The sequence below is a fragment of the Cupriavidus sp. MEYA8 genome (genome assembly GCF_059278825.1).
Window position 1 is genome coordinate 493253 of sequence record NZ_JCAEMD010000003.1, and the last position, 19449, is coordinate 512701.

General features: G+C 62.4%; 15 protein-coding genes and 4 pseudogenes. 9 read left to right on the forward strand and 10 right to left on the reverse strand.

Going from position 1 to position 19449, the window contains the following annotated elements; all coding sequences use genetic code 11:
* Positions 1-27: 27 nt before the first annotated feature.
* Positions 28-1173 (reverse strand): acyl-CoA dehydrogenase family protein, encoded by a 1146-nt coding sequence (locus tag AC5WJ1_RS30185; RefSeq protein ID WP_494477129.1) that lies wholly within the window; start codon positions 1171-1173, stop codon positions 28-30.
* A gap of 43 nt (positions 1174-1216) precedes the next feature.
* Positions 1217-2467 (reverse strand): CaiB/BaiF CoA transferase family protein, encoded by a 1251-nt coding sequence (locus AC5WJ1_RS30190; RefSeq protein WP_494477130.1) that lies wholly within the window; start codon positions 2465-2467, stop codon positions 1217-1219.
* Between the two features lie 406 nt (positions 2468-2873).
* Here AC5WJ1_RS30190 and AC5WJ1_RS30195 point away from each other — a divergent pair, with 406 nt between their 5' ends.
* Together AC5WJ1_RS30195 and AC5WJ1_RS30200 are read left to right on the forward strand one after the other, a co-directional pair.
* Positions 2874-3662, forward strand: coding sequence for an enoyl-CoA hydratase-related protein (locus tag AC5WJ1_RS30195; RefSeq protein ID WP_494477131.1), 789 nt, complete (start codon positions 2874-2876; stop codon positions 3660-3662).
* 133 nt (positions 3663-3795) lie between these two features.
* Positions 3796-4617, forward strand: coding sequence for an IclR family transcriptional regulator (locus AC5WJ1_RS30200; RefSeq protein ID WP_494477132.1), 822 nt, complete (start codon positions 3796-3798; stop codon positions 4615-4617).
* A gap of 195 nt (positions 4618-4812) precedes the next feature.
* Here AC5WJ1_RS30200 and pcaF read toward each other — a convergent pair whose 3' ends face one another.
* The 4 genes from pcaF to AC5WJ1_RS30220 all read right to left on the reverse strand — a co-directional run bounded on the left by pcaF (position 4813) and on the right by AC5WJ1_RS30220 (position 10539).
* The gene (gene pcaF / locus AC5WJ1_RS30205; protein WP_494477133.1) at positions 4813-6030 is read right to left on the reverse strand and encodes a 3-oxoadipyl-CoA thiolase; all 1218 of its coding nucleotides are present in this window, start codon (positions 6028-6030) and stop codon (positions 4813-4815) included.
* The gene (locus AC5WJ1_RS30210; RefSeq protein ID WP_494477134.1) at positions 6030-8093 is read right to left on the reverse strand and encodes a 3-hydroxyacyl-CoA dehydrogenase NAD-binding domain-containing protein; all 2064 of its coding nucleotides are present in this window, start codon (positions 8091-8093) and stop codon (positions 6030-6032) included. Before AC5WJ1_RS30210 ends, pcaF begins: the two co-directional genes overlap by 1 nt.
* A gap of 109 nt (positions 8094-8202) precedes the next feature.
* Positions 8203-9333 carry an acyl-CoA dehydrogenase family protein gene (locus tag AC5WJ1_RS30215; protein ID WP_494477135.1) on the reverse strand — a complete coding sequence of 377 codons (1131 nt, stop codon included), beginning with the start codon at positions 9331-9333 and terminating at the stop codon, positions 8203-8205.
* A 12-nt stretch (positions 9334-9345) separates the two neighbouring features.
* Complete coding sequence (locus AC5WJ1_RS30220; protein WP_494477136.1) at positions 9346-10539, reverse strand: acyl-CoA dehydrogenase family protein; 1194 nt, start codon at positions 10537-10539, stop codon at positions 9346-9348.
* Between the two features lie 168 nt (positions 10540-10707).
* Between AC5WJ1_RS30220 and AC5WJ1_RS30225 the strand changes: the two genes are divergently transcribed.
* Positions 10708-11403 (forward strand): IclR family transcriptional regulator, encoded by a 696-nt coding sequence (locus AC5WJ1_RS30225; protein WP_494477137.1) that lies wholly within the window; start codon positions 10708-10710, stop codon positions 11401-11403.
* 75 nt (positions 11404-11478) lie between these two features.
* A pseudogene (locus AC5WJ1_RS30230) lies at positions 11479-11925 on the forward strand (transposase); the annotation flags it as partial.
* Positions 11926-12143: 218 nt separating this feature from the next.
* On the opposite strand, the gene AC5WJ1_RS30235 reads toward AC5WJ1_RS30230, so the two are convergent.
* Both AC5WJ1_RS30235 and AC5WJ1_RS30240 read right to left on the reverse strand, forming a co-directional pair.
* Positions 12144-12383: a hypothetical protein gene (locus AC5WJ1_RS30235; RefSeq protein ID WP_494477138.1), complete on the reverse strand. Its 240-nt coding sequence runs from the start codon at positions 12381-12383 to the stop codon at positions 12144-12146.
* Positions 12384-12692: 309 nt separating this feature from the next.
* Positions 12693-12875, reverse strand: a complete 183-nt coding sequence (locus tag AC5WJ1_RS30240; protein WP_494477139.1) for a hypothetical protein — start codon at positions 12873-12875, stop codon at positions 12693-12695.
* A 43-nt stretch (positions 12876-12918) separates the two neighbouring features.
* On the opposite strand from AC5WJ1_RS30240, the gene AC5WJ1_RS30245 reads away from it, so the two are divergent.
* A complete protein-coding gene (locus tag AC5WJ1_RS30245; RefSeq protein ID WP_494477140.1) occupies positions 12919-13827 on the forward strand; it encodes a LysR family transcriptional regulator in 909 nt (302 codons plus the stop codon).
* 87 nt (positions 13828-13914) lie between these two features.
* Here the strand turns inward: AC5WJ1_RS30245 and AC5WJ1_RS30250 are convergent, their stop codons facing one another.
* A complete protein-coding gene (locus AC5WJ1_RS30250) occupies positions 13915-14145 on the reverse strand; it encodes a hypothetical protein (RefSeq protein ID WP_494477141.1) in 231 nt (76 codons plus the stop codon).
* Between the two features lie 110 nt (positions 14146-14255).
* Here AC5WJ1_RS30250 and AC5WJ1_RS30255 point away from each other — a divergent pair, with 110 nt between their 5' ends.
* The 3 genes and pseudogenes from AC5WJ1_RS30255 to AC5WJ1_RS30265 all read left to right on the forward strand — a co-directional run bounded on the left by AC5WJ1_RS30255 (position 14256) and on the right by AC5WJ1_RS30265 (position 17332).
* On the forward strand, positions 14256-14573 hold the full coding sequence (locus tag AC5WJ1_RS30255; protein WP_494477142.1) for a DUF485 domain-containing protein: 318 nt from the start codon (positions 14256-14258) through the stop codon (positions 14571-14573).
* A gap of 3 nt (positions 14574-14576) precedes the next feature.
* A complete protein-coding gene (locus tag AC5WJ1_RS30260) occupies positions 14577-16262 on the forward strand; it encodes a cation acetate symporter (protein WP_494477143.1) in 1686 nt (561 codons plus the stop codon).
* A gap of 340 nt (positions 16263-16602) precedes the next feature.
* Positions 16603-17332, forward strand: a pseudogene (locus tag AC5WJ1_RS30265) (IS6 family transposase).
* Between the two features lie 472 nt (positions 17333-17804).
* On the opposite strand, the pseudogene AC5WJ1_RS30270 reads toward AC5WJ1_RS30265, so the two are convergent.
* A pseudogene (locus tag AC5WJ1_RS30270) lies at positions 17805-18243 on the reverse strand (transposase); the annotation flags it as partial.
* A 68-nt stretch (positions 18244-18311) separates the two neighbouring features.
* On the opposite strand from AC5WJ1_RS30270, the pseudogene AC5WJ1_RS30275 reads away from it, so the two are divergent.
* Positions 18312-19004, forward strand: a pseudogene (locus tag AC5WJ1_RS30275) (IS6 family transposase).
* The last annotated feature ends 445 nt before the right edge of the window (positions 19005-19449 follow it).

Below are 19449 nucleotides of genomic sequence, written 5' to 3' on the forward strand. Positions count from 1 at the left end.
CAATGGTTGTGGTGGGATTGGAATGGGCTATCGCTTGGCCGGTCGGCCCAGCATGCTGTTGGAAATAATGTTCCGCTGGATCTGATTCGTGCCCTCGATGATCTGGAGCACCTTCGCATCGCGGAAATACCGGTTGATCGAATACTCTGCGGAAACACCGGCCGCGCCGAACAGTTGCACTGCGTCAGTTGCCACCTTCATCGCTGTATCCGAGGAAAAGCACTTGGCCATCGCCGCCATGGGTGCAGTTTCCGCGGCGCTGGCCCCGCCATCCACCAGGGATGCCGCGCGGTAGACCAGGTTGCGGGCTGCCTCGGTCTGCATCTGCATGTCCGCCAGCATCCAGCGGATGCCCTGGAAATCGCTGACCTGCTGGCCGAATGCCGACCGATCCTTGACAAACTGCGTGGCATGGTCGATCGCGCCTTGCGCAAGGCCAACGCCGCGCGCACCGATTAAGGGACGGCTGGCATTAAAGGCCTCCATCACCGCCTTGAAGCCACCGCCCAGCTTGTGGGATTCGGGAATGAAGACATCGTCGAAGAACAGCGGGCAGGACGGCACACCGCGCGCGCCGATCTTTTCTTCCTTGCGGCCGACTGTGAAGCCCTTCATCCCCTTCTCGACGATGAACATACTGATGTTGTTCCTTGGATCGTCGCCGTACTTCGCCGCCACCAGGACAAAGTCGGCGATGTCGGAGTTCGTACACCAGATCTTGGCGCCATTGAGCACGTACCCGCCATCGACCTTCTTGGCACGGGTCTTAATGCCGCTTACATCGGATCCGCTCTGTGCTTCCGTCGTCGAGAAAGCACCGCGCAGGTCGCCGGAGGCGAGGCCAGGCAGCAGCCACTGCTTCTGCTCAGGAGTTCCCCCAGAGAGAATCGCACCGAACGGCACCCACTGGACCAGCAACAGGTATGCGGTGTTGTAGCAGACCCGGGCAAACTCCTCGATCGCGATGCAGGCGGACAGCAAGCTGCCTGCACCACCGTACTGCTCTGGGAACGGCAGGGTGAACAGGCCAAGCTCCTTGAGCAGCGCAAACATGTCATGCGGATACTCCGCGGTCCGGTCGATTTCATCGGCGCGTGTCGCTACCTTCTCACGAGCGACGCGGCGAATCAGATCCTGGATCTGCCGGTGATCCTCATTCAGGGTGTAGGTCATTGCGATTCTCTTTGGCGATGTGTTGTATGTCGATGGCGTCGGTTCAGTGTTCAGCGGGCTGCACAGGGGTTTCGACCACGCCCGCGCCTTGCAATGCCGAGATGGCCTCCGTATCCCTGCCCAGTACTTCAGCCAAGATCTCAAAGGTATGCTGACCACGAAGCGGCGGCGCAATGCGATACTCGACCGGGGTGCCGGACAGCCTGATCGGATTCCTCACCGTGCCGACGGTGCCGCCGCGGGCGTGTTGCATGTCCACGCGCAGATCACGGTGCACAACCTGCGGATGCTCGAACACCTGCTTGTAGTTGTTGATCGGCCCATAGGGCACGCCTGAATCCGCAAGGTGCTCCAGCCAATAGGCCGTCGTTTGCTGGCGCATCGTCTCGTCCAGTTCACGTTGCAGCGCACGGCGATTGATATTGCGGCTCTTCATGGTCTGGTAGCGCGGTTCGGCAACAAGATCGTCACGCCCGATCACTGCGCAGAACTTGCGGTACTGGCTGTCGTTGCCACATCCCACGATGATGTGGCCATCGGCCGTAGCGAACGACTGGTAAGGCGTCAGGTTCGGGTGTTCATTGCCCCAGCGGCGCGGAATCTGGCCGGTAGCGAAGAAGCTCGCAATCTGGTTGGCGCCGAAGTTCACCACGGTATCGAGGAGCGCAATGTCAATGTGCTGCCCGACTCCGGTCGCGTGACGGCTTTCCACCGCCGCGAGGATCGCAATGGCCGCGTTCAGGCCGGTCAGCACGTCGGTGACCGCGATGGACGTCTTGATCGGGCCGCCACCCGGCTTGTCGTCGGCTTCTCCGTTGATGCTCATCAGCCCGCCTTCACCCTGGAAGATAAAGTCGTAGCCGGGACGATCGGAATACGGGCCGTCCTGCCCGTAGCCCGTGATGGAGCAATAGATCAGCCGCGGATTGATTTCGCGCAGCTCGGCATACGACAGGCCATAGCGGGCCAGGTCCCCAACCTTGTAGTTCTCGACCAGGATGTCGGACTTGGCTGCCAACTCTCGAACCAGCGCCTGGCCCTCCGGGCTGGCCAGGTCAATGGCGATCGAGCGCTTGTTGCGATTGGTCGATGTGAAGTATGCCGAGTCGGTGGTCTCCTCACCCTCCTCGGACTTGACCCAGGGGGGACCCCAGTGCCGTGTGTCATCGCCCAGACGCGGGCGCTCCACCTTGATCACGTCAGCGCCAAGATCCGCAAGCATCTGGGTGCACCAGGGACCGGCCAGCACCCGGGTGAGGTCTAGCACCCTAAGACGGGAAAGAGATCCAGCCACGCCATTTCTCCAATTGGGAAAGCCCCGGGCTTGCGCTGGCGTCATCTCGCCTGATGACGCCGACCGATCGCCGGCTTTCGTTCTAATATTTGAACAGTGTTCTAATCCTACGAACTATGGCATCATTCGTCTAGCGTTTTTTGATCGTTGTTCCAATATGTGAACACAACGCATCGATGGCGCGGTCGCGAGAACAAGGATGGATGTGTCTGGAAGGCGGGAGCAAAGCGCACATGCGCAGGGCAGGCGGCTTGCTGTCGCCCGGGACTCGCCGCGATGAGCCGGGCACTCCGCACGCGGTCAACTTCAGTATCTGAAACAGGGCGTTCGCGGGACTGAGTCAACGACCTTCGCGCCCGCCCAACGTTGTATCGACTTGATGTATCAAACCACCACGGAGGAATCCATGACTGACTACACCGATATCCGCTTTACTGTGAAGAATGGCGTCGCAACGATCACCATCGACCGCCAGGACAAATACAACGCCTTTCGCGGCAAGACCTGCGACGAACTGATCGACGCGCTGCACCGGGCCGGATGGGACAAGTCAGTCGGCGTGATCGTGCTCACAGGCGCAGGCAACAAGGCGTTCTGCACCGGGGGGGACCAGTCGGCGCACGACGGTGGCTATGACGGGCGCGGTCTGATCGGCCTGCCGGTCGAGGAACTGCAGAGCCTGATCCGCGAAGTCCCGAAGCCCGTGGTTGCCCGCGTGAACGGCTACGCCATCGGCGGCGGCAATGTGCTTGTGACCTGCTGCGACCTCGCGATCGCCTCGGAGAGCGCCATCTTTGGCCAGGTAGGGCCTAAGGTCGGCTCGGTGGACCCGGGTTTCGGCACTGCCTTCCTGGCACGCGTGATCGGTGAAAAGCGTGCGCGCGAGATCTGGTTCATGTGCCGCCGCTACAGCGCGAAGCAGGCCCTGGAATGGGGTCTGGTCAACGCCGTAGTGCCCGCGGACGAACTCGACGCCGAAGTGGAGCGCTGGTGCGAGGAAATCATGGCACTGAGCCCGACCGCCATTGCCATTGCCAAGCGCTCCTTCAATGCCGACTCGGACTCGATCCGCGGCATTGGCGGGCTCGGCATGCAGGCGCTCAGCCTCTATTACGGCACCGAGGAATCCCACGAAGGGGTGCGCGCATTCATGGAAAAACGCAAGCCCAATTTCCGGGGCCCGAAAGCCGAGTAAGGTGCACCGCCCATGCCACGCCCGTATGCGGTGGCTGGGCCGCCTGACCGCAACGGGCAAAGATGGCGTAGGTTAGAATTGTGATGCTACCGCACCGTGAAGGTGTGGCGACATGGAAAAGTGAGCACCACAGATGCCAAGAGTCTCCCGTAAATGTGAAGGTCTCAATGAGGAAGCCAGCGAGCCATCCGGCCCGCGCTCGCTGACTCGCCTGCTGGGTCTGTTCGAGATCCTGTCAAAGACGCGCGACGGCATGACACTGGCCGAACTCAATGTCGCACTGGAATCACCGAAAAGCAGTCTGCTGAACCTTCTGCGCCCACTCGTCGCGGAAGGTTACCTGGTGCACAACGACTCGACCTATCGGCTCGGGCCATCCATTTTCCGCCTCGCTGCGGGCGTCATGTCGGCCTGGAATTTCCCTCGCATGATCCGCCCCTTCATGGAAGAACTGGCGGCCCGCACCGAAGAGACCGTGATGCTCGGCGTGATGGTCCCGGAAGCGGAAGCCATAACCTATGTGGAAATCATCGAGAGTCCACATCCAATCCGCTACCAGATCCCGGTCGGAACTTCCCGGCCACTCTATGCGAGTTCGGCAGGCAGGCTGCTGCTTGCCTTTGCCGCTCCGGCATGGCGCAAACAATACCTGGCAACAGTTTCCCTGAAGGCCAAGATGGAGATCCCTTTCACCCGGGCCTCCCTGACCAAAGAGCTGGCCAAGATCCAGGAGGAAGGACTTTCCTGCTCTTTCGGCAGCTACAGCAAGGGCCTGGCCTCTGTCGCGGCACCGGTGTTTGATGCTGAAGGCCGTTGCGTGGCCTCCCTGAATGTGGCGGGGCCGTCAGAGCGCTTTCAGAATGAACTCGAGTTCCTGAAGGCGACTGTCAGGGAAGTGGCCACCAAAGCTTCTGGAATGATCAGCGTGATCGAGCGACCAGTCGCTGGAGGCTGAGGCTAACGCTGACGCGTAGATGTCTGCCAGCCAGGGAGCTGCACCAGGCCGGATCCCGTCGCTTGGCTTTAAATAGCCTTCAACGACAAAAGTCCGCGTATTGCTCGTCGGAAGGGAAAGGCGCAGCGACTGCGCCTCTCCGCGATACCTGCAAGGCCTGTGGCTCGCACCAGCCATGCCCTGCCGGGTGCTGACTCAGATCCGCTCCAGAATCAAGGCGATACCCTGCCCCATCCCAATGCACATCGTGCACAGCGCGTAGCGGCCACCGGTAGCATGCAGGCGATTCACTGCCGTGGTCGCCAGGCGTGCGCCTGAGGCACCCAGCGGATGCCCTAGCGCGATCGCCCCGCCCCAGGCATTGACCCGGGCATCATCGTCGGCCAGGCCGAGTTGTCGAAGCACAGCAAGTCCCTGCGCTGCAAAGGCTTCGTTCAGCTCGATCACGTCCAATTCCTCCAGCGTCAGCCTGGTCCGGGCCAGCACCTTGCGGGTAGCCGGAACCGGCCCGATACCCATCACACGCGGAAGCACGCCCGCTACGGCCATGCCGACCACTCGCGCCCGGGGGGTGAGTCCGTACCGCGCAGCATTTTCACTGTCAGCCAGCAACAGGGCACACGCGCCATCATTGACCCCGCTGGAATTTCCCGCTGTCACCGTGCCGCCCGGCGTGACAATTCCCTTGAGTTGGGCCAGCGCCTCCATCGTTGTATCCCGGGGATGCTCGTCGCGATCGACGAGCAGAACCTGGCCTTTCTGCTGCCTGACACTAACTGGCGTGATTTCGCGCGCCAGATGCCCCGCCTCCTGGGCTGCTTTGGCGCGGCACTGGCTGGCCAGCGCCATGCGGTCCTGGGCCTCGCGCTGGATGCCATACTCCATGGCAACGTTCTCGGCGGTCTCCGGCATGCTATCGGCGCCGTAGAGTTCCTTCATGCGCGCATTCACAAAGCGCGCCCCGATGGTCGTGTCGTAAACCGCGTTGCTCCTGCTGAAGGCACCTTCCGCCTTGGGCATGACGAACGGTGCCCGGCTCATGCTTTCCACCCCGCCGGCAATGACCAGGCCGGCTTCGCCGACCCGGATGGCCCGCGCAGCGGACCCGACCGCATCAAGTCCCGAGCCGCACAGTCGGTTCAGCGTCACGCCGGGAACATCCGGCGGCAGGCCGGCGAGCAATCCAACCATGCGCGCCACATTCCGCGTATCCTCCCCTGCCTGGTTCGTCGCACCGTAGTAAACGTCATCCAGCGCCTCCCAATCGACGCGGGGATTGCGGGCCATCAGCGCTTGGATGGGAATCGCCCCCAGATCGTCGGCGCGTACGCTTGACAGCGCGCCACCATACCGGCCAATCGGGGTCCGGATTGCGTCACAGATGAATGCATCGTTCACAGTCAATTTCTCCATTAGGAATTGATGAGGGTGGACACGTCGCCGGGCACAAAGCCGTGGCCGGAAGATTCTGCCAATCGCTGCAGGTCTGCCTGTAGCGAGGCAGGGTCCTGCCGCCGTGCCCAAAATACTGGACCGCCCACCCAGCGCGGAAACCCATAGCCTTGCGCAAGGACGACATCGATATCACTAGCCCGACTCGCAACGTTGTCACGCATCAGCAGTGCTGCCTCATTCACCATCGCCAGAAGTGCCCGACGCTGGATCTCTTCGGCGCTCAGCGGCCGTCGCTTCAGCCCACGTCGAGCCGAAGCCTGCTCGATGATTTCTCGCACTATGGCATCGCTGGTCTTTCCCGCCGCCTTGCCGGACTCATGCAGGTAGTAGCCAGCCCCGGCCTTGCGGCCAATCCTTCCCTGTTCACAGAGGCGGTCGAGAATGTCGACATATCGCTCCCGCGGGTCACGCTGCTCGGCCTGCGCCTTGCGCATGCGCCAGGCGATGTCCAGGCCTGACAGATCCGCCACTGAAAATGGCCCCATGGCAAGGCCCAGGGCTTCCAGGGCTTGATCCACTTCCTCGGGCCAGGCGCCATCCTCGAGCATGTACTCGCATTGCTTGCGATAGGCATTGAAAATCCGGTTGCCGATAAAGCCGAAGGCATTGCCGCACAACACCGGAGTCTTGCGCAGCCGTTTGCCCAGGGCCATGCCCGTTGCCAGTACGTCCGCCACGGTGTCGCGCCCCTTCACCACCTCCAGTAGCTTCATCACATTTGCCGGACTGAAGAAGTGCAGGCCCAGCACGTCCTGCGGCCGCCGGGTCGCGGCGGCAACTGCGTCGATATCGAGGTACGACGTGTTGGTGGCCAGGACCGCCCCGGGCCTGGCGAACGCATCGATCTTCCGGAATACCTCTTGCTTGATGGTGAGGTCTTCAAACACGGCTTCGATGACAGCATCCGCACCACTAAGCAAGCTCCAATCGAGTGTCGCTTTCAGCCGGCTGATCCGTGACGCCACATCGCCCGTGGACAACTTGCCGTCGGCCACGCGGCCATTGAAATACGCCTGGATGCGCTGCACGCCGCGCTCCATGCCTTCCGCATCCTGCTCCAGCAGCAAGACCTCCAGGCCCACGTCGAGCGCATTGATGGCGATGCCGCCCCCCATGGTCCCGGCCCCGATCACAGCCAGGGTCTGCACGACTCGCGGTTTGACCTGGATTTCCGCGGGAAGCTTCACAGATTCCCGCTCCGCGAAGAACTGATACCGCAATGCGACAGCATCGTCAGACAATTGCAGCTGATCGAACAGCGCCCGTTCGGCGGCCATTCCGGAAGCCTTGTCCAACCGGGCTGCGTTCCTGATCGACGCGATCGCCGCGACAACTGCCGGGCGTCGCTTGCCCGCGCGCAAGCCAGCCTGCTCCGCCGCGGAAACCATTGCCTCGTCTTCCGCGGGCACCTGCCTGTCGAGCAGGTCCCGCTTCTCCCCATTCAGCGATCTCGCCAGGTCAATGGCATTGGGCAGGAGATTCCCCGACACGACCCGGTCGACAAGCCCGAGCTCCAGCGCCTGCTCAGCTGTGATGCGCTCACCCGTGCAGATCAAGCGGATGGCACGCGCCAGCCCGACGCATCGCGGCACACGCTGCGTCCCGCCCGCGGCGGGCAAGATGCCGAGCGTTACCTCCGGCAATCCGACCTGGGTGCCCGCCATGGCAATCCGCGCATCGCAGCCCAGGGCCAGCTCAAAGCCGCCGCCTAACGCAAACCCATGCAGCGCTGATACGACCGGCTTGCTGCAGGCACGGATGGCCTCAATCACCTGCGCCATCGACGGAAACGAAAGCGACTGGTTAAACTCGCGGATGTCCGACCCCGAAACGAAGGTTGACCCCGCGCCAACAATGACGCAGGCGTGCAGGTCGCACCCGGATTCCAGGACAGCAACGGCGTCCACCAATCCCTTGCGCACCGCCCAGGATCCGGCATTGACCGGCGGGTTATCAATCTCAACAACCAGGATACCCCCGCGGGGCTCGGTACGGATCGGGCTCTTGATTTCTACGTCCATCTGGAACTTCCTTCAAAGGTGGCTCATCTCGGTGAGCCCTTGGAATCTGTTGCTAAAGACAAGCACAGGAGGCCCTGCTGGCGCACGGCAGCGGCCCCTGTGCGATGGCTCATGCTGCCGCTGCCATCCACCCCCTGTAGCGTCCGAGTTGGTAGTCGCTATCTCCCAGCAACGGATCCAGCATCATCAGCCGCTTGAAATAGTCCCCAACGGCCAGCTCATCGGTCATGCCCATGCCGCCGTGCAGCTGGACTGCCTGCTGTCCGACGAAGCGCCCGGCCTTTGCCGTCATGAACTTAGCTGCCGCCAACATGCGGCCACGCTCAGCTGGATTGGTTTCGCTCAACGCCCGCGCCGCGACAAACGCCATGGACACGGCCATTTCCTTCTGCACCAGCATGTCAGCTACGCGATGCTGCAATGCCTGAAATGAGCCCAGCGGCTTCCCGAACTGCTGACGGGTACGCAAATGCTCAGAGGTCAGCTCGATCAAGCGCTCCATCGCGCCTCCCGCTTCGGCGCACAAAGCGGCAATGCCATGCTCGAGCCCACATTCCAGGGCGATCCCCCCCTCTCCGAGCTGCCCGATGCAATCCAACTGGCGAATCATCACGTCTTGCAGGACCACGTCGCAAGCGCGCATGCCATCGATGGTGGGATAGCCCTCGCACCGGAGTCCCTTCGCCGTTGTCGGCACCAGGAACAGTGCAAGACCCTCCCCGGCCACGCGCGCCATCACCAGCAGTGCGTCGGCGGCTTCTCCATGCCATACTAGTATCTTGCGGCCCGACAACAGATAGCCTGTCTCGCAGCGGCGTGCCAGCGTGGAGACCTCGCAGCTGGCATATCGCGCCCCCTCGTCCAGATAAGCGACCGTCACCATCCGCTCACCGGCCGCCATCGCTGGCAACCATTCGAGGCGCTGCACCTCGTTGCCGTGACGTTGAAGAATGGCCGCAGCCATCACCGCGCTGGCTGTCACAGGTTCAAGCACCAGGGCCCGCCCCAGTTCGTGCTGCACCAGCATCTGACTTGCGGCGCCGTGGCCAAAGCCATCGTACTCCGGCGCGATGCTCAGGCCAAGGACACCCATGTCCGCGAGGGCGCGCCAGGTGTCCCGGCTAAAGCCGCCACCACGGCGGGCAAGTGCGCGACGGAACTCGAAGGGATATTCGCTTTCGAGATAGCGTCGCAGGCTATCGCACAGCATGCGCTGCTCGGGATTCGCCTTGAGATCCATGACAATCGTCCTTTAGAGACCAAGAATCATCTTGGCAATAATGTTCTTCTGTACTTCCGTGGCGCCACCGTAGATCGAGGTCTTGCGCAGGTCGAGATAAGCCGCTGTCGACGGGGCCACCCATGCGGGCGTGCTGAACGAAGGCTCGTTCCCGTCGACCAGCCATTGCGGGTCGTACGGCCAGGCATGCGGCCCGCCAATCTCCATCTGCAACATGGCAAGGTCCTGCTGGATTTCAGAGCCGCGGATCTTAAGGATGGAAGCCTGGGGCCCCGGACCGCTGCCATCGTCCTGGGCAGCAACGCGCAGCAGCAGCATTTCCAGTGCCATGACTTCCATCTCGATGCGGGCAATCTTGTCGCCCATCCGCGGCTCGTCCAGCATCGAGCGTCCGCCATAGGGCGTCCTGGCGGCAAGTTCCTTGAGCAGCTTGAGTTCGCGGTGGCAATGGCCAATTCCGGCAATGCCGGTCCGCTCATGCCCAAGCAGATACTTGGCGTAGGTCCATCCTCGATTCTCTTCCCCAACAAGGTTTTCCACTGGCACCTCGACGTCTTCGAGCCATACCTCATTGATTTCGCGCCCGCCGTCCAGAGTGACGATAGGACGGACGGAAATTCCCGTCGACTTCATGTCGATCAGCAACAGCGAGATGCCCTCCTGCGGCTTGGCCTGCGGATCGGTCCGGACGAGACAGAACATCCAGTCCGCGTGATGCCCCAGGGTATTCCACGTCTTCTGGCCATTGACAACGTAACAGTTGCCACGGCGAACCGCGCGCGTCTTGAGTGAGGCGAGGTCAGAACCGGCACCAGGCTCCGAGTATCCCTGGCACCAGAAATCGAGAACAGGCGGAATGCGAGGTAGAAAGCGGTCCTGCATCTCACGGCTGGCGAACTTGATCAGCACCGGCCCGATCATCGACAGGCCAAACGGCAGCAAGCGCGGCGCGCCGGCGCGGAAGCACTCGATCTCGAAGATCATGCGCTGCAGCGCGTTCCAGCCGGTGCCGCCAAACTCCACCGGCCACGAAGGCGCTCCCCAACCTCGCTCGCACAGAAGGCGGTGCCAGCGCACGTAGTCGTCGCGCTCCAGCCGCTTGTGCCCCAAGACCTTGCGTTTGAGATCGTCGGGCAATGCGTCGCGGACGAAGGCGCTGACTTCTTCGCGAAACGCCGTTTCCTCCGCGCTAAAGCACAAATCCATGGAAAGTCTCCCGGTTGTTGTTAGAGAGCAATTTCATGACATGGCTGGCGATGCACCAACAAAAAAAGTTCTGACTGCCTATAATGTGGGCAAGAATTTATCGACAGGAGCGCGCTGGACGTGGGACCTCCATCATCGACGCCGGCTGGCGTCCAGAGCCTGGAGCGAGTGTTTTCCATTCTGGCGCTGATGGCGGACCACCACGCCAGCGGCATGACGCTGCGCCAACTTGTGGAGTACACCGGCTTGAGTCGGGCGACTGCGCAGCGCATGATCGCCTTCCTGGTTGCGCTGCATTACGTGGAACAGGACGCCACGACGCGCGTCTACCGCCTGGGTACGGCCGCGACATTCCTGGGCCTGCGCACAATGTCACGGCCACCGCTGGTGCAGGCCTATCTCCACACTATGCGCCGATTGGCGCGGCGAACCGGCGAGGGCGTGTTCCTGGTCGTCCGTATCGGCGACTACAGCTACAACCTGCATCTTGAGCAGCAACCGCCTCAAAATCCCGGTCTGGCGAGCCTGGTAGGCCACACCCGCCTGCTCGGGCTGGGTATCGGCAGCCTGTCGTTGCTTTCGCTGATGACGAACCTTGAGGTCCGCCAGCATCACGCTCGTCACGAAGCTGAATACCACAGTCATGGCCTCACGATCGCGCGTATCCTCACGGGCGTCGAGCGCAGCCGGCGGCTGGGATACACCATGGCCGCGGGCTTCGGTGTCACGGGCATCGGCCACGCGTTTGCCGTGCCAGCAGGACACGCTGCCATCAGCATAGTTTCCCCCACGACTCGCTTGCCGTTATCCCGCAGGCATGAGATCGGTTCGCTGATCGTCGGCGAAGTCAATTCCCACACCTGACAACTCTCCCTCGGGGTCGCCCTAATACTGCCCATATTATGGGCAAAGCACGACAAAACCATTGCGAGGGAGGTCCTGACGGCGGTGGTGGATTGGGCCAGCCGCCGGGTGCTGGCGCACCGGGTGGCGATCACGCTGGAGAGCTGCCACGCGGTCGAGGCGCTGGAGGAGGCCTTTGCGAAATACGGCACGCCGGAGATCGTCAACACCGACCAGGGCAGCCAGTTTACCGCGGCCGACTTCACCGACGCCGTGCTCAGCCGCGGCATCGATCTGTCGATGGACGGCAAGGGCAGTTGGCGCGACAACGTGTTCGTCGAGCGCCTGTGGCGCAGCGTCAAGTACGAGGAGGTCTACCTGAAAGCCTATGACTCGGTCAGCCACGCGCGCCGCTCTATCGCTAACTACCTGACTTGGTACAACCAACGACGGCCCCATTCCAGTCTGGCGGACCAGACCCCAGATGAGGCATACTTCGCGACCCTGCCAGCGATCAAATCGGGCCCCAGCGCTTCCACTTAAAAACTCCGGATCCCTGTCCGAACAAGCGAGGCCACCTCTTGCAGGACATTCTAATTCTCACCGCCGGAGGACTATTACTGGCCGCGATCCATTTCCCAGGCCTCAGGAGCCGGCGAAGAATGTGAACGATGCACGCCCGGTCGCGCGCCCGTTCCAGTTCCCTTGAGAATTGGATACATCGTTACACCGACGGTCGGCCTGTGGTCGACCGTCACCAGTCAGACGTGATAGCTGATGGCGCCCTCGTTGTCGCTGATCGAGCGATTGGCAACGAGTTTGGCGATGATGGCCTCCACCTCGCGACCCGCAATCGCGTGCGCGTTGAACATTGCCTCGATGTGCTTGGCAAGCGTTATCCGCCGTCGCGGTCTAGCCACCTTTTGCGAGCGCGCCAGGATTTCTCGCGCCAGTTCGGCGCTTGGCCTCGGACCTTCTATTCCCAGGCCGGATGCTTTCATCACTCCATCTGTCAACCAGGCAGTACGAGCAAACCGAAGTCTAGCAACCTCCAGCCGGCAGGCGGTCGCCTATCCGCCACAAGCGGCCGATCTTCACGACGACGAACTTGCCACTCATGTGTCTGATTCACCACCATCGCTGCAAGTTGCTATCCGGAAGCGCGGGTCATGTCCTCACGCCCTTCCCCCAAGGCACTTCAAGCAAAGGACGACAGCCCCCTTTGACACAGCTTGAGGTGGGCAAACGAAGCTCAGCGTAGGTTCCGGCCTGGCCTGCAGCACACCCGTGGAAATGCCGGGTGCCAACGCTCAGACGATGATACCGGTAGAGACCATGTCGATAACCGCCAAGTCGGTGATGATGCGGTTGACAACTCCCGCTTCGGTCAGCGACAGCGAACGACACTTCAGGAGCGGCTTTAGTGTTTCCGGCGACGCCGTCGAATTTCCGAAATGTTTCCGCCATTTCGCCATTTCGACTAATCTACGCACGCCGCCGTCTCGTTCGGTCCGTTTACGACGCCCGACCCACCTTATGGACCTCAACCTGATAAGCCTGTTTGTCGAGATCGTCGATTCGCGCAGCCTCAGCGCCGCCGCGCGCAAGCTCGGCATGACCCGCTCCAACATCAGCCAGCGACTGAAGCTTCTGGAGCAGGAGACCGGCGCGCAGTTGTTGCGGCGATCCACCCGCAACCTGGAGATGACCCAGGCGGGCCACACCCTCTACAACAGCGGCCGCCGCATGCTCGACGAGTTGGGCGCCGCCTACGCCTCCATCGACAGCCTCGGGCAGACCCTGCGCGGCCAGGTCCGCATCAGCGTGCCGACCGGCGTCGGCCGGATGTTTGTGGGCGCCAAGCTGCTCGACTTCGCGCGCGCCCATCCCAACATCGCGCTGACCGTGACCTTCAACAACCGCGTCGACGACCTGATCGCGGCCGAAGTGGACGTGGCGGTGCGCATCACCTCCACGCCGCCGCTGGATTACGTGGCGCGCCGCATCTGCGCGGTGGACTGGAAGCTCTACGCCTCGGCCGACTACCTGGAGACGCACGGCCCGGTCGAATCGCCCGAGGACCTCGACCGGCATCCTGTGGTCGCCTCGCCCTACTCCGGCCGCCGCGTGACGATCACCCTCACCCACGAACACGACGGCGGCGTCCATGCGATCACCGTCCAGCCAGCCCTGCAATCAACCGACTACCCGTTCCTCGCCGAGGCCGTCAGCCAGAGCATGGGCATCGGCCTGATGCCAGCCTATGTCTCGCGAGTGCCGGCCAACCGCGCGCTCGTGCCGGTCCTATCGGACTACCGCATCGCCGGCCCGCAAGACACGCTCTACATCGTCACGCTGCCCAACCGCTATCCGACCCCCGCGACCCAAGCCCTGATCGACTACCTGAGCCAGGCCATCGCCGACCTGTCCGCCACCTGGACCTGAGCAGCCAGGCCAGCCCGCGGGTACAAGCTGCGCAACATTGCCGAGATCCAACCCATTTGTCCATTACTGCTTAACATTTTGTAAATGTCAGGTGGTATTGTTAATCAAATAAGGCAATGCAAGAATCTGAGCAACAAGGAAACAAGGCTGCGGAGCCAGGTAATGGCCTTGCCGCGCGCCATGCGGGGCGGTCTCGTGACTACCCAGCCGCACGCCGAGGCCGGCAGCACGCAGTTGCTCGCCCCGCCATTCCGCCTCGACGGCGAGCGTGCCAGTGCGCCGCAGTCCGCCGGCGCTCGCCGATGCTACCGACGCCATGCTCCATGCGATGCTGGGGCTGTCGGCAGAACGACTGGCGCAACTACTCAAGGCACAGGGCGTCCTCTGACCCGGACCGCCCGCCCAGAAATGACACAGGAGACAGACCCATGCAGCAGTCCCAGATCGACGCCGTCAAGGCGAACCCGGCATACCGCCAGCTCGTCGCGTCGCGCCGGCGCTTCAGCTTCGCGCTGACGGCGCTAATGATCCTCACGTACTACGGCTTCATCCTCTTCGTCGCGCTCTCGCCGCAGACGCTGTCGCGCCCGCTGTACGCGGGCGCCGCCACCAGCACAGGAGTGCTGGCCGGCGTCGGCATCATTGCCGCCGCCTTCGGCCTGACGGGCTGGTACGTCTGGCGCGCCAACCGCACCCTCGACCCGCTGATGCAGACCCTGCTGCTGCAGGCGCGCCAGGGAGACTGAGCCATGAAGTCCCTGCGTTTCCTCTGCGGCGCCGCCCTCGCGTTCGCCGCGGCCCTCGCCCGCGCCAACGGCATCTCCGGGCCGGTCCCCGACCATGTCGAGCTGAATCCCGTCGCCATCGGCATGTTCGTGTTGTTCGTGCTCGTGACGCTTGGCATCACGAAATGGGCGTCGCACCGCACTCGCACCACCAAGGACTTCTATACGGCCGGCGGTGGCATCACCGGCTTCCAGAACGGGCTGGCTATTGCCGGCGATTACATGTCGGCTGCGTCGTTCCTCGGCCTGTCCGGCATGGTGTTCGCGTTCGGCTTCGATGGCCTGATCTATTCCATCGGCTTCTTGGTGGGCTGGCCGTTCGTGATGTTCCTGCTCGCGGAGCCGCTGCGCAACCTCGGAAAGTTCACCTTCGTCGACGTCGTGGCCTACCGCTTCGCGCAGGCGCCGATCCGGCTGCTGACCGCCAGCACCTCGCTCGTCGTCGTAATCTTCTACCTCGTGGTGCAGATGGTCGGCGCCGGCAAGCTGATCCAGCTCCTGTTCGGCCTCGACTACTGGATGGCCGAGGTCGTGGTGGGCGTGCTGATGGTGGTCTACGTGTTCTTCGGCGGCATGACAGCAACCACGTGGGTCCAGATCATCAAGGCCGTCCTGCTGCTCTGCGGCGCCACGTTCATGGCTCTCGCCGCGCTCGCGCAGTTTGGCTTCAGCCCCGAGGCCATGTTCGAGCACGCCGTCGCGGTGCACCCTGGCGGCCTCGGCATCATGGGCCCGGGCAAGCTGCTGAAGGACCCACTGAACGCGTTCTCGCTCGGCATTGCGCTGATGTTCGGCACGGCCGGCTTCCCGCACATCCTGATGCGCTTCTTCACGGTGCCGAGCGCGAAGGAAGCCCGCAAGTCGGTGTTCATCGCCACCGGCTTCATCGGCTACTTCTACCTGCTCACGTTCGTTATCGGCTTCTCGGCGATCGCGCTGCTTGCCCAGCATCCGGAATTCTTCACGACCGGCGCCAACGGCAGCTTCAACCTGACGCACGATCTGATCGGCGGCTCCAACATGGTCGCCGTGAAACTGGCGCAAGCCATCGGCGGAAACATGTTCTACGGCTTCATCGCCGCAGTAACTTTCGCCACGATCCTGGCGGTGGTGGCCGGCCTCACGCTCTCGGGCGCGACCACGGTGTCGCACGACCTGTACGCCTGCTGGCTCTCCCGGGGCCGCACCGACGAGCGCAAGGAGATGCGCATCTCCCGCGTGTCGACGCTGTTCCTGAGCCTGATCGCAATCGGTCTTGGCATCTTGTTCGAAAACATCAACGTGGCCTTCCTCGTTGGCCTCGTGGCAGCGGTGGCGGCCAGCGCGAACTTCCCGGTGCTGGTCTCGTCGATCTTCTGGCGCGGCATGACCACGCGCGGCGCAGTGATGGGCGGCACGCTGGGACTGGTCTCGTCCGTGCTGCTGACGCTGTTCTCGAAATCAGTGTGGGTCGACGTGCTGCACCAGGCGCACGCCCCGGTGTTCCTTGACAATCCCGCTCTGGTCTCCGTGCCGCTGGCCTTTCTGGGCATCTGGGTGTTCTCGATGCTCGACCGCAGCGCACGCTCCCGGCAGGAGCGCGAGGCGTTCGCCATGCAGGAGTTCTACGGCCATACCGGCATACTGCCGATCCAGGCGCAGGATCACTGAGACGCGTTCGCCCCCCGCCCCCACTCATGGAATAGGCGGGCGAACCGCCGGTTCCGCGCAAACGGACACCCGCCGCATCTCCGTCCCACAACGGCGTACGCGCTCGCGCGCCGTCTCGCGATCGCCTTGTGGCGATATCTGCAACATGGCGAGATTCCGCTTGGGGCAAGACTCAAGCCATCCGGCAGCAACGCCGTGACGACCTGAGGGGTAGACGTCGATCGACCACAGGGCTTGAAGGTCGTGGCATCACCTCAATTTCGTCATGACGGGGTCGGAACTGCGCCCTGTATAACCCGCGCGGCACTGTCACGTTGGCGAGGTCGCGTAAGATGGCGCGATGAAGAAGAAATCGCGCTATCGCGGTCACCGTTTCCCCGCCGTCATCATCAGCTGCGCGGTGCGCTGGTATTTCAGGTTCAACCTGAGCCTGCGCGATATCGAGGAGCTGCCGTTCGAGCGCTGTGTCATCGTGACCTACGAGACGATTCGCCGCTGGTGCGATAAATTCGGCGCGGGCTTCGCGCATCGCGTCAAGGCCGCACGGCGCAAGCCGGGGACCACCTGGCATCTCGACGAGATGTTCGTGACGCTGCGCGGCGAACCCTACCTGCTATGGCGGGCGGTCGACGAGCATGGCGCCGAACTCGACATCCTGCTGCAGAAGCGGCGCGACAAGGCCGCGGCCAAACGCTTCTTCCTACGCGTGCTGCGTTCCTGCCCAGCGCCGCGCAAGATTGTCACGGATCAACTGCGCAGCTATCCGGCCGCAAAGGCCGACATCCCGGCGCTGGCCAGCGTCAAGCACGTGTTCGTGAAGGCCGCCGCCCGTGTGAACAATCGCGCCGAGATGCCACCAACCCACCCGTGAACGCGAGCGGCACATGCGTGGATTCCGCAACCCGAAGCGCACGCAGGCGTTCCTGTCGAACTTCGGCCCGATCCGGCAGCACTTCGCGCTCAAGCGTCATTTGCTGCGCACATCGCTCTATCGCAAGCAGCTTGCCACGAGGTTTGCCGCCTGGCACGAAGTCACTGAAGTGGCCCAAAATCCGTCAACCGCTTCCTGAGCAATAGGCCCGCCGTCACGGCCTTGCCTCCCTATTGATCCCGATGGGTGTCTGGTGCGATTCAGTTCGCAGCCAACCAAACGAAAACATGGGCGCGATTTCGCTCCACGAGCAGCACGGTAGCGATTGCCAGAAATGGTTTTCTGGGGTGGTCAACGCCGCCAGGGCGGCTGCGGATCTGTTCGCAGTCAGCTTGTTTCGTAGGGTGCAGTGGCGATGCAACAGTGCTTCGCCACTGCACCCTACGATGGGGGGGAATTCTTGTCTCTTGACTCTGGCCCATCGGCGCCAGACCGTGTCCAAAGGCGCGATTTACAAAGCCTTGGCTATCGCAAGCGACGCCAGTCATTCGGTGGCTCACGGGCTGGGCGATTCATCTTCCGCAAACAGTTAGTCGGCGCAGGACGGCATCCAATCAGTGCCTTGGCTGCAGGCCAGTCAACTTAGTGGCTCGCCGCCTTGCACCGACGCATCAAACAAAACATCGCGTCACATCGAACGGCTGCTGCTCACGCAGTATGTAATAACAGGCGCGGGCCAGTTTGTGAGCCACCGCCTTGAGCGCGACGAAGCTGTTCGTGGCGCAAAGCTTGCGCTCGTAGAAGCGCCGCGCGGGTAAGCATTGGCGCAACGTGAAATTGGCGGCCTCGACGAAGGCCCACGCGAGATACGCGTTGCCAGTTGCGGGTGTTGCCTTCACCTTTCTTCTTGCCATTGCTTTGCCGTATGCTATCCACGCAGCGACAATACGAACTGAAATTGCCCACTTTCGCAAACCTCGTTGGGTCTCCGATCTCCAACATGATGGTGGTCGCCAGCGTTTGGCCGATCCCAGGCACAGTCTTCAGCAAACGATATTCGGGGCGCAACCTGACGCACTCGGCTAGCCGCTTCTCGAGGATTGCAATCTGTGGTTTTGTCGCAATAAGCCTCCGGTAGAATGAGCCGATATCGAACTCAGGCAAGGTTGGCAGTGGTGATGAACGCGGAGATTGCGAAGGTATTGAAGCGCCTGCACTATCCGCTGGAGGTGATGCTGACCTGCGTGCGCTGGTATGTCGCCTATCCGCTGAGCCTGCGTCATCTCGAGGAGATGATGGCCGAGCGTGGCATCTCGGTTGACCATTCGACCGTGCACCGCTGGGCGCTCAAATTGCTGCCAGCGTTGAACAAGATCTTCCGCCGGCACAAGCGACCGGTGGGCAAGAGCTGGCGCATGGACGAGACCTACATCCAGGTACGCGGTCAGTGGAAATACCTGTACCGGGCGGTCGACAAGGCGGGCAATACCATCGACTTCCTGCTGCGCGCCCAGCGTGACAAGGCCGCAGCACGGCGGTTTTTCGAGAAGGCCATCGCGCAGCACGGGCAGCCTGACACGGTGACCATCGACGGCAGCCCGGCCAACCTGGCGGCGCTGCACGACCTCAACGCCGAACGGGAAACTCCCATCGCCATTCGCCAGGTCAAGTAGCTGAACAACATCGTCGAGCAGGACCATCGAGCCATCAAACGCCTGACCCGACCGATGCTTGGGTTCAAGGACTTTCGCTGCGCGCGCATCCTGCTGGGCGGTATCGAGCTCATGCATATGAGCGCCAAAGGCCAAATGCAGTGCCACGAAGGGAGCAATCCGTCGGCTGCGCAGCAGTTCTATTCCCTGGCTGCATAAGGCAACAGCGCCCCCAGGGTTCGTCCGCCCTCGCTCGCTTATCGCGACACCCATTAGTCGGCCGAAGTCAAGGCGCAAATCTTCCCCATCGCCGGATTGGCATGATGATGATCATTTTCATCGTCATGCCAATCCGGCGAAATTCCTTCCGTTATCCTGTCGCAGGCTGCCTGCAGGGCCAGCGGTATCGCATCCGTTTTCTCGCGGCTGGTTGCGAACCGGATCGCACCAGACACCCATCGGGATCAAGCGATCGGCGATGAATTGTCGATCGCCCTGGCGGCGGTGCCGCCCCAGAGAAACGTTGGTGCCAGACAAGGTCCAATGGGTTTCAGAACCGTGGCTGTTGCCTGCGCAACGCCAGTCAAGCGTGGCTCATTGTCTAGGCGACCCGGTTATCTGCAAACAGGAAGCGGGGCAAAGGGAAGACCCAATCAGAGCCATG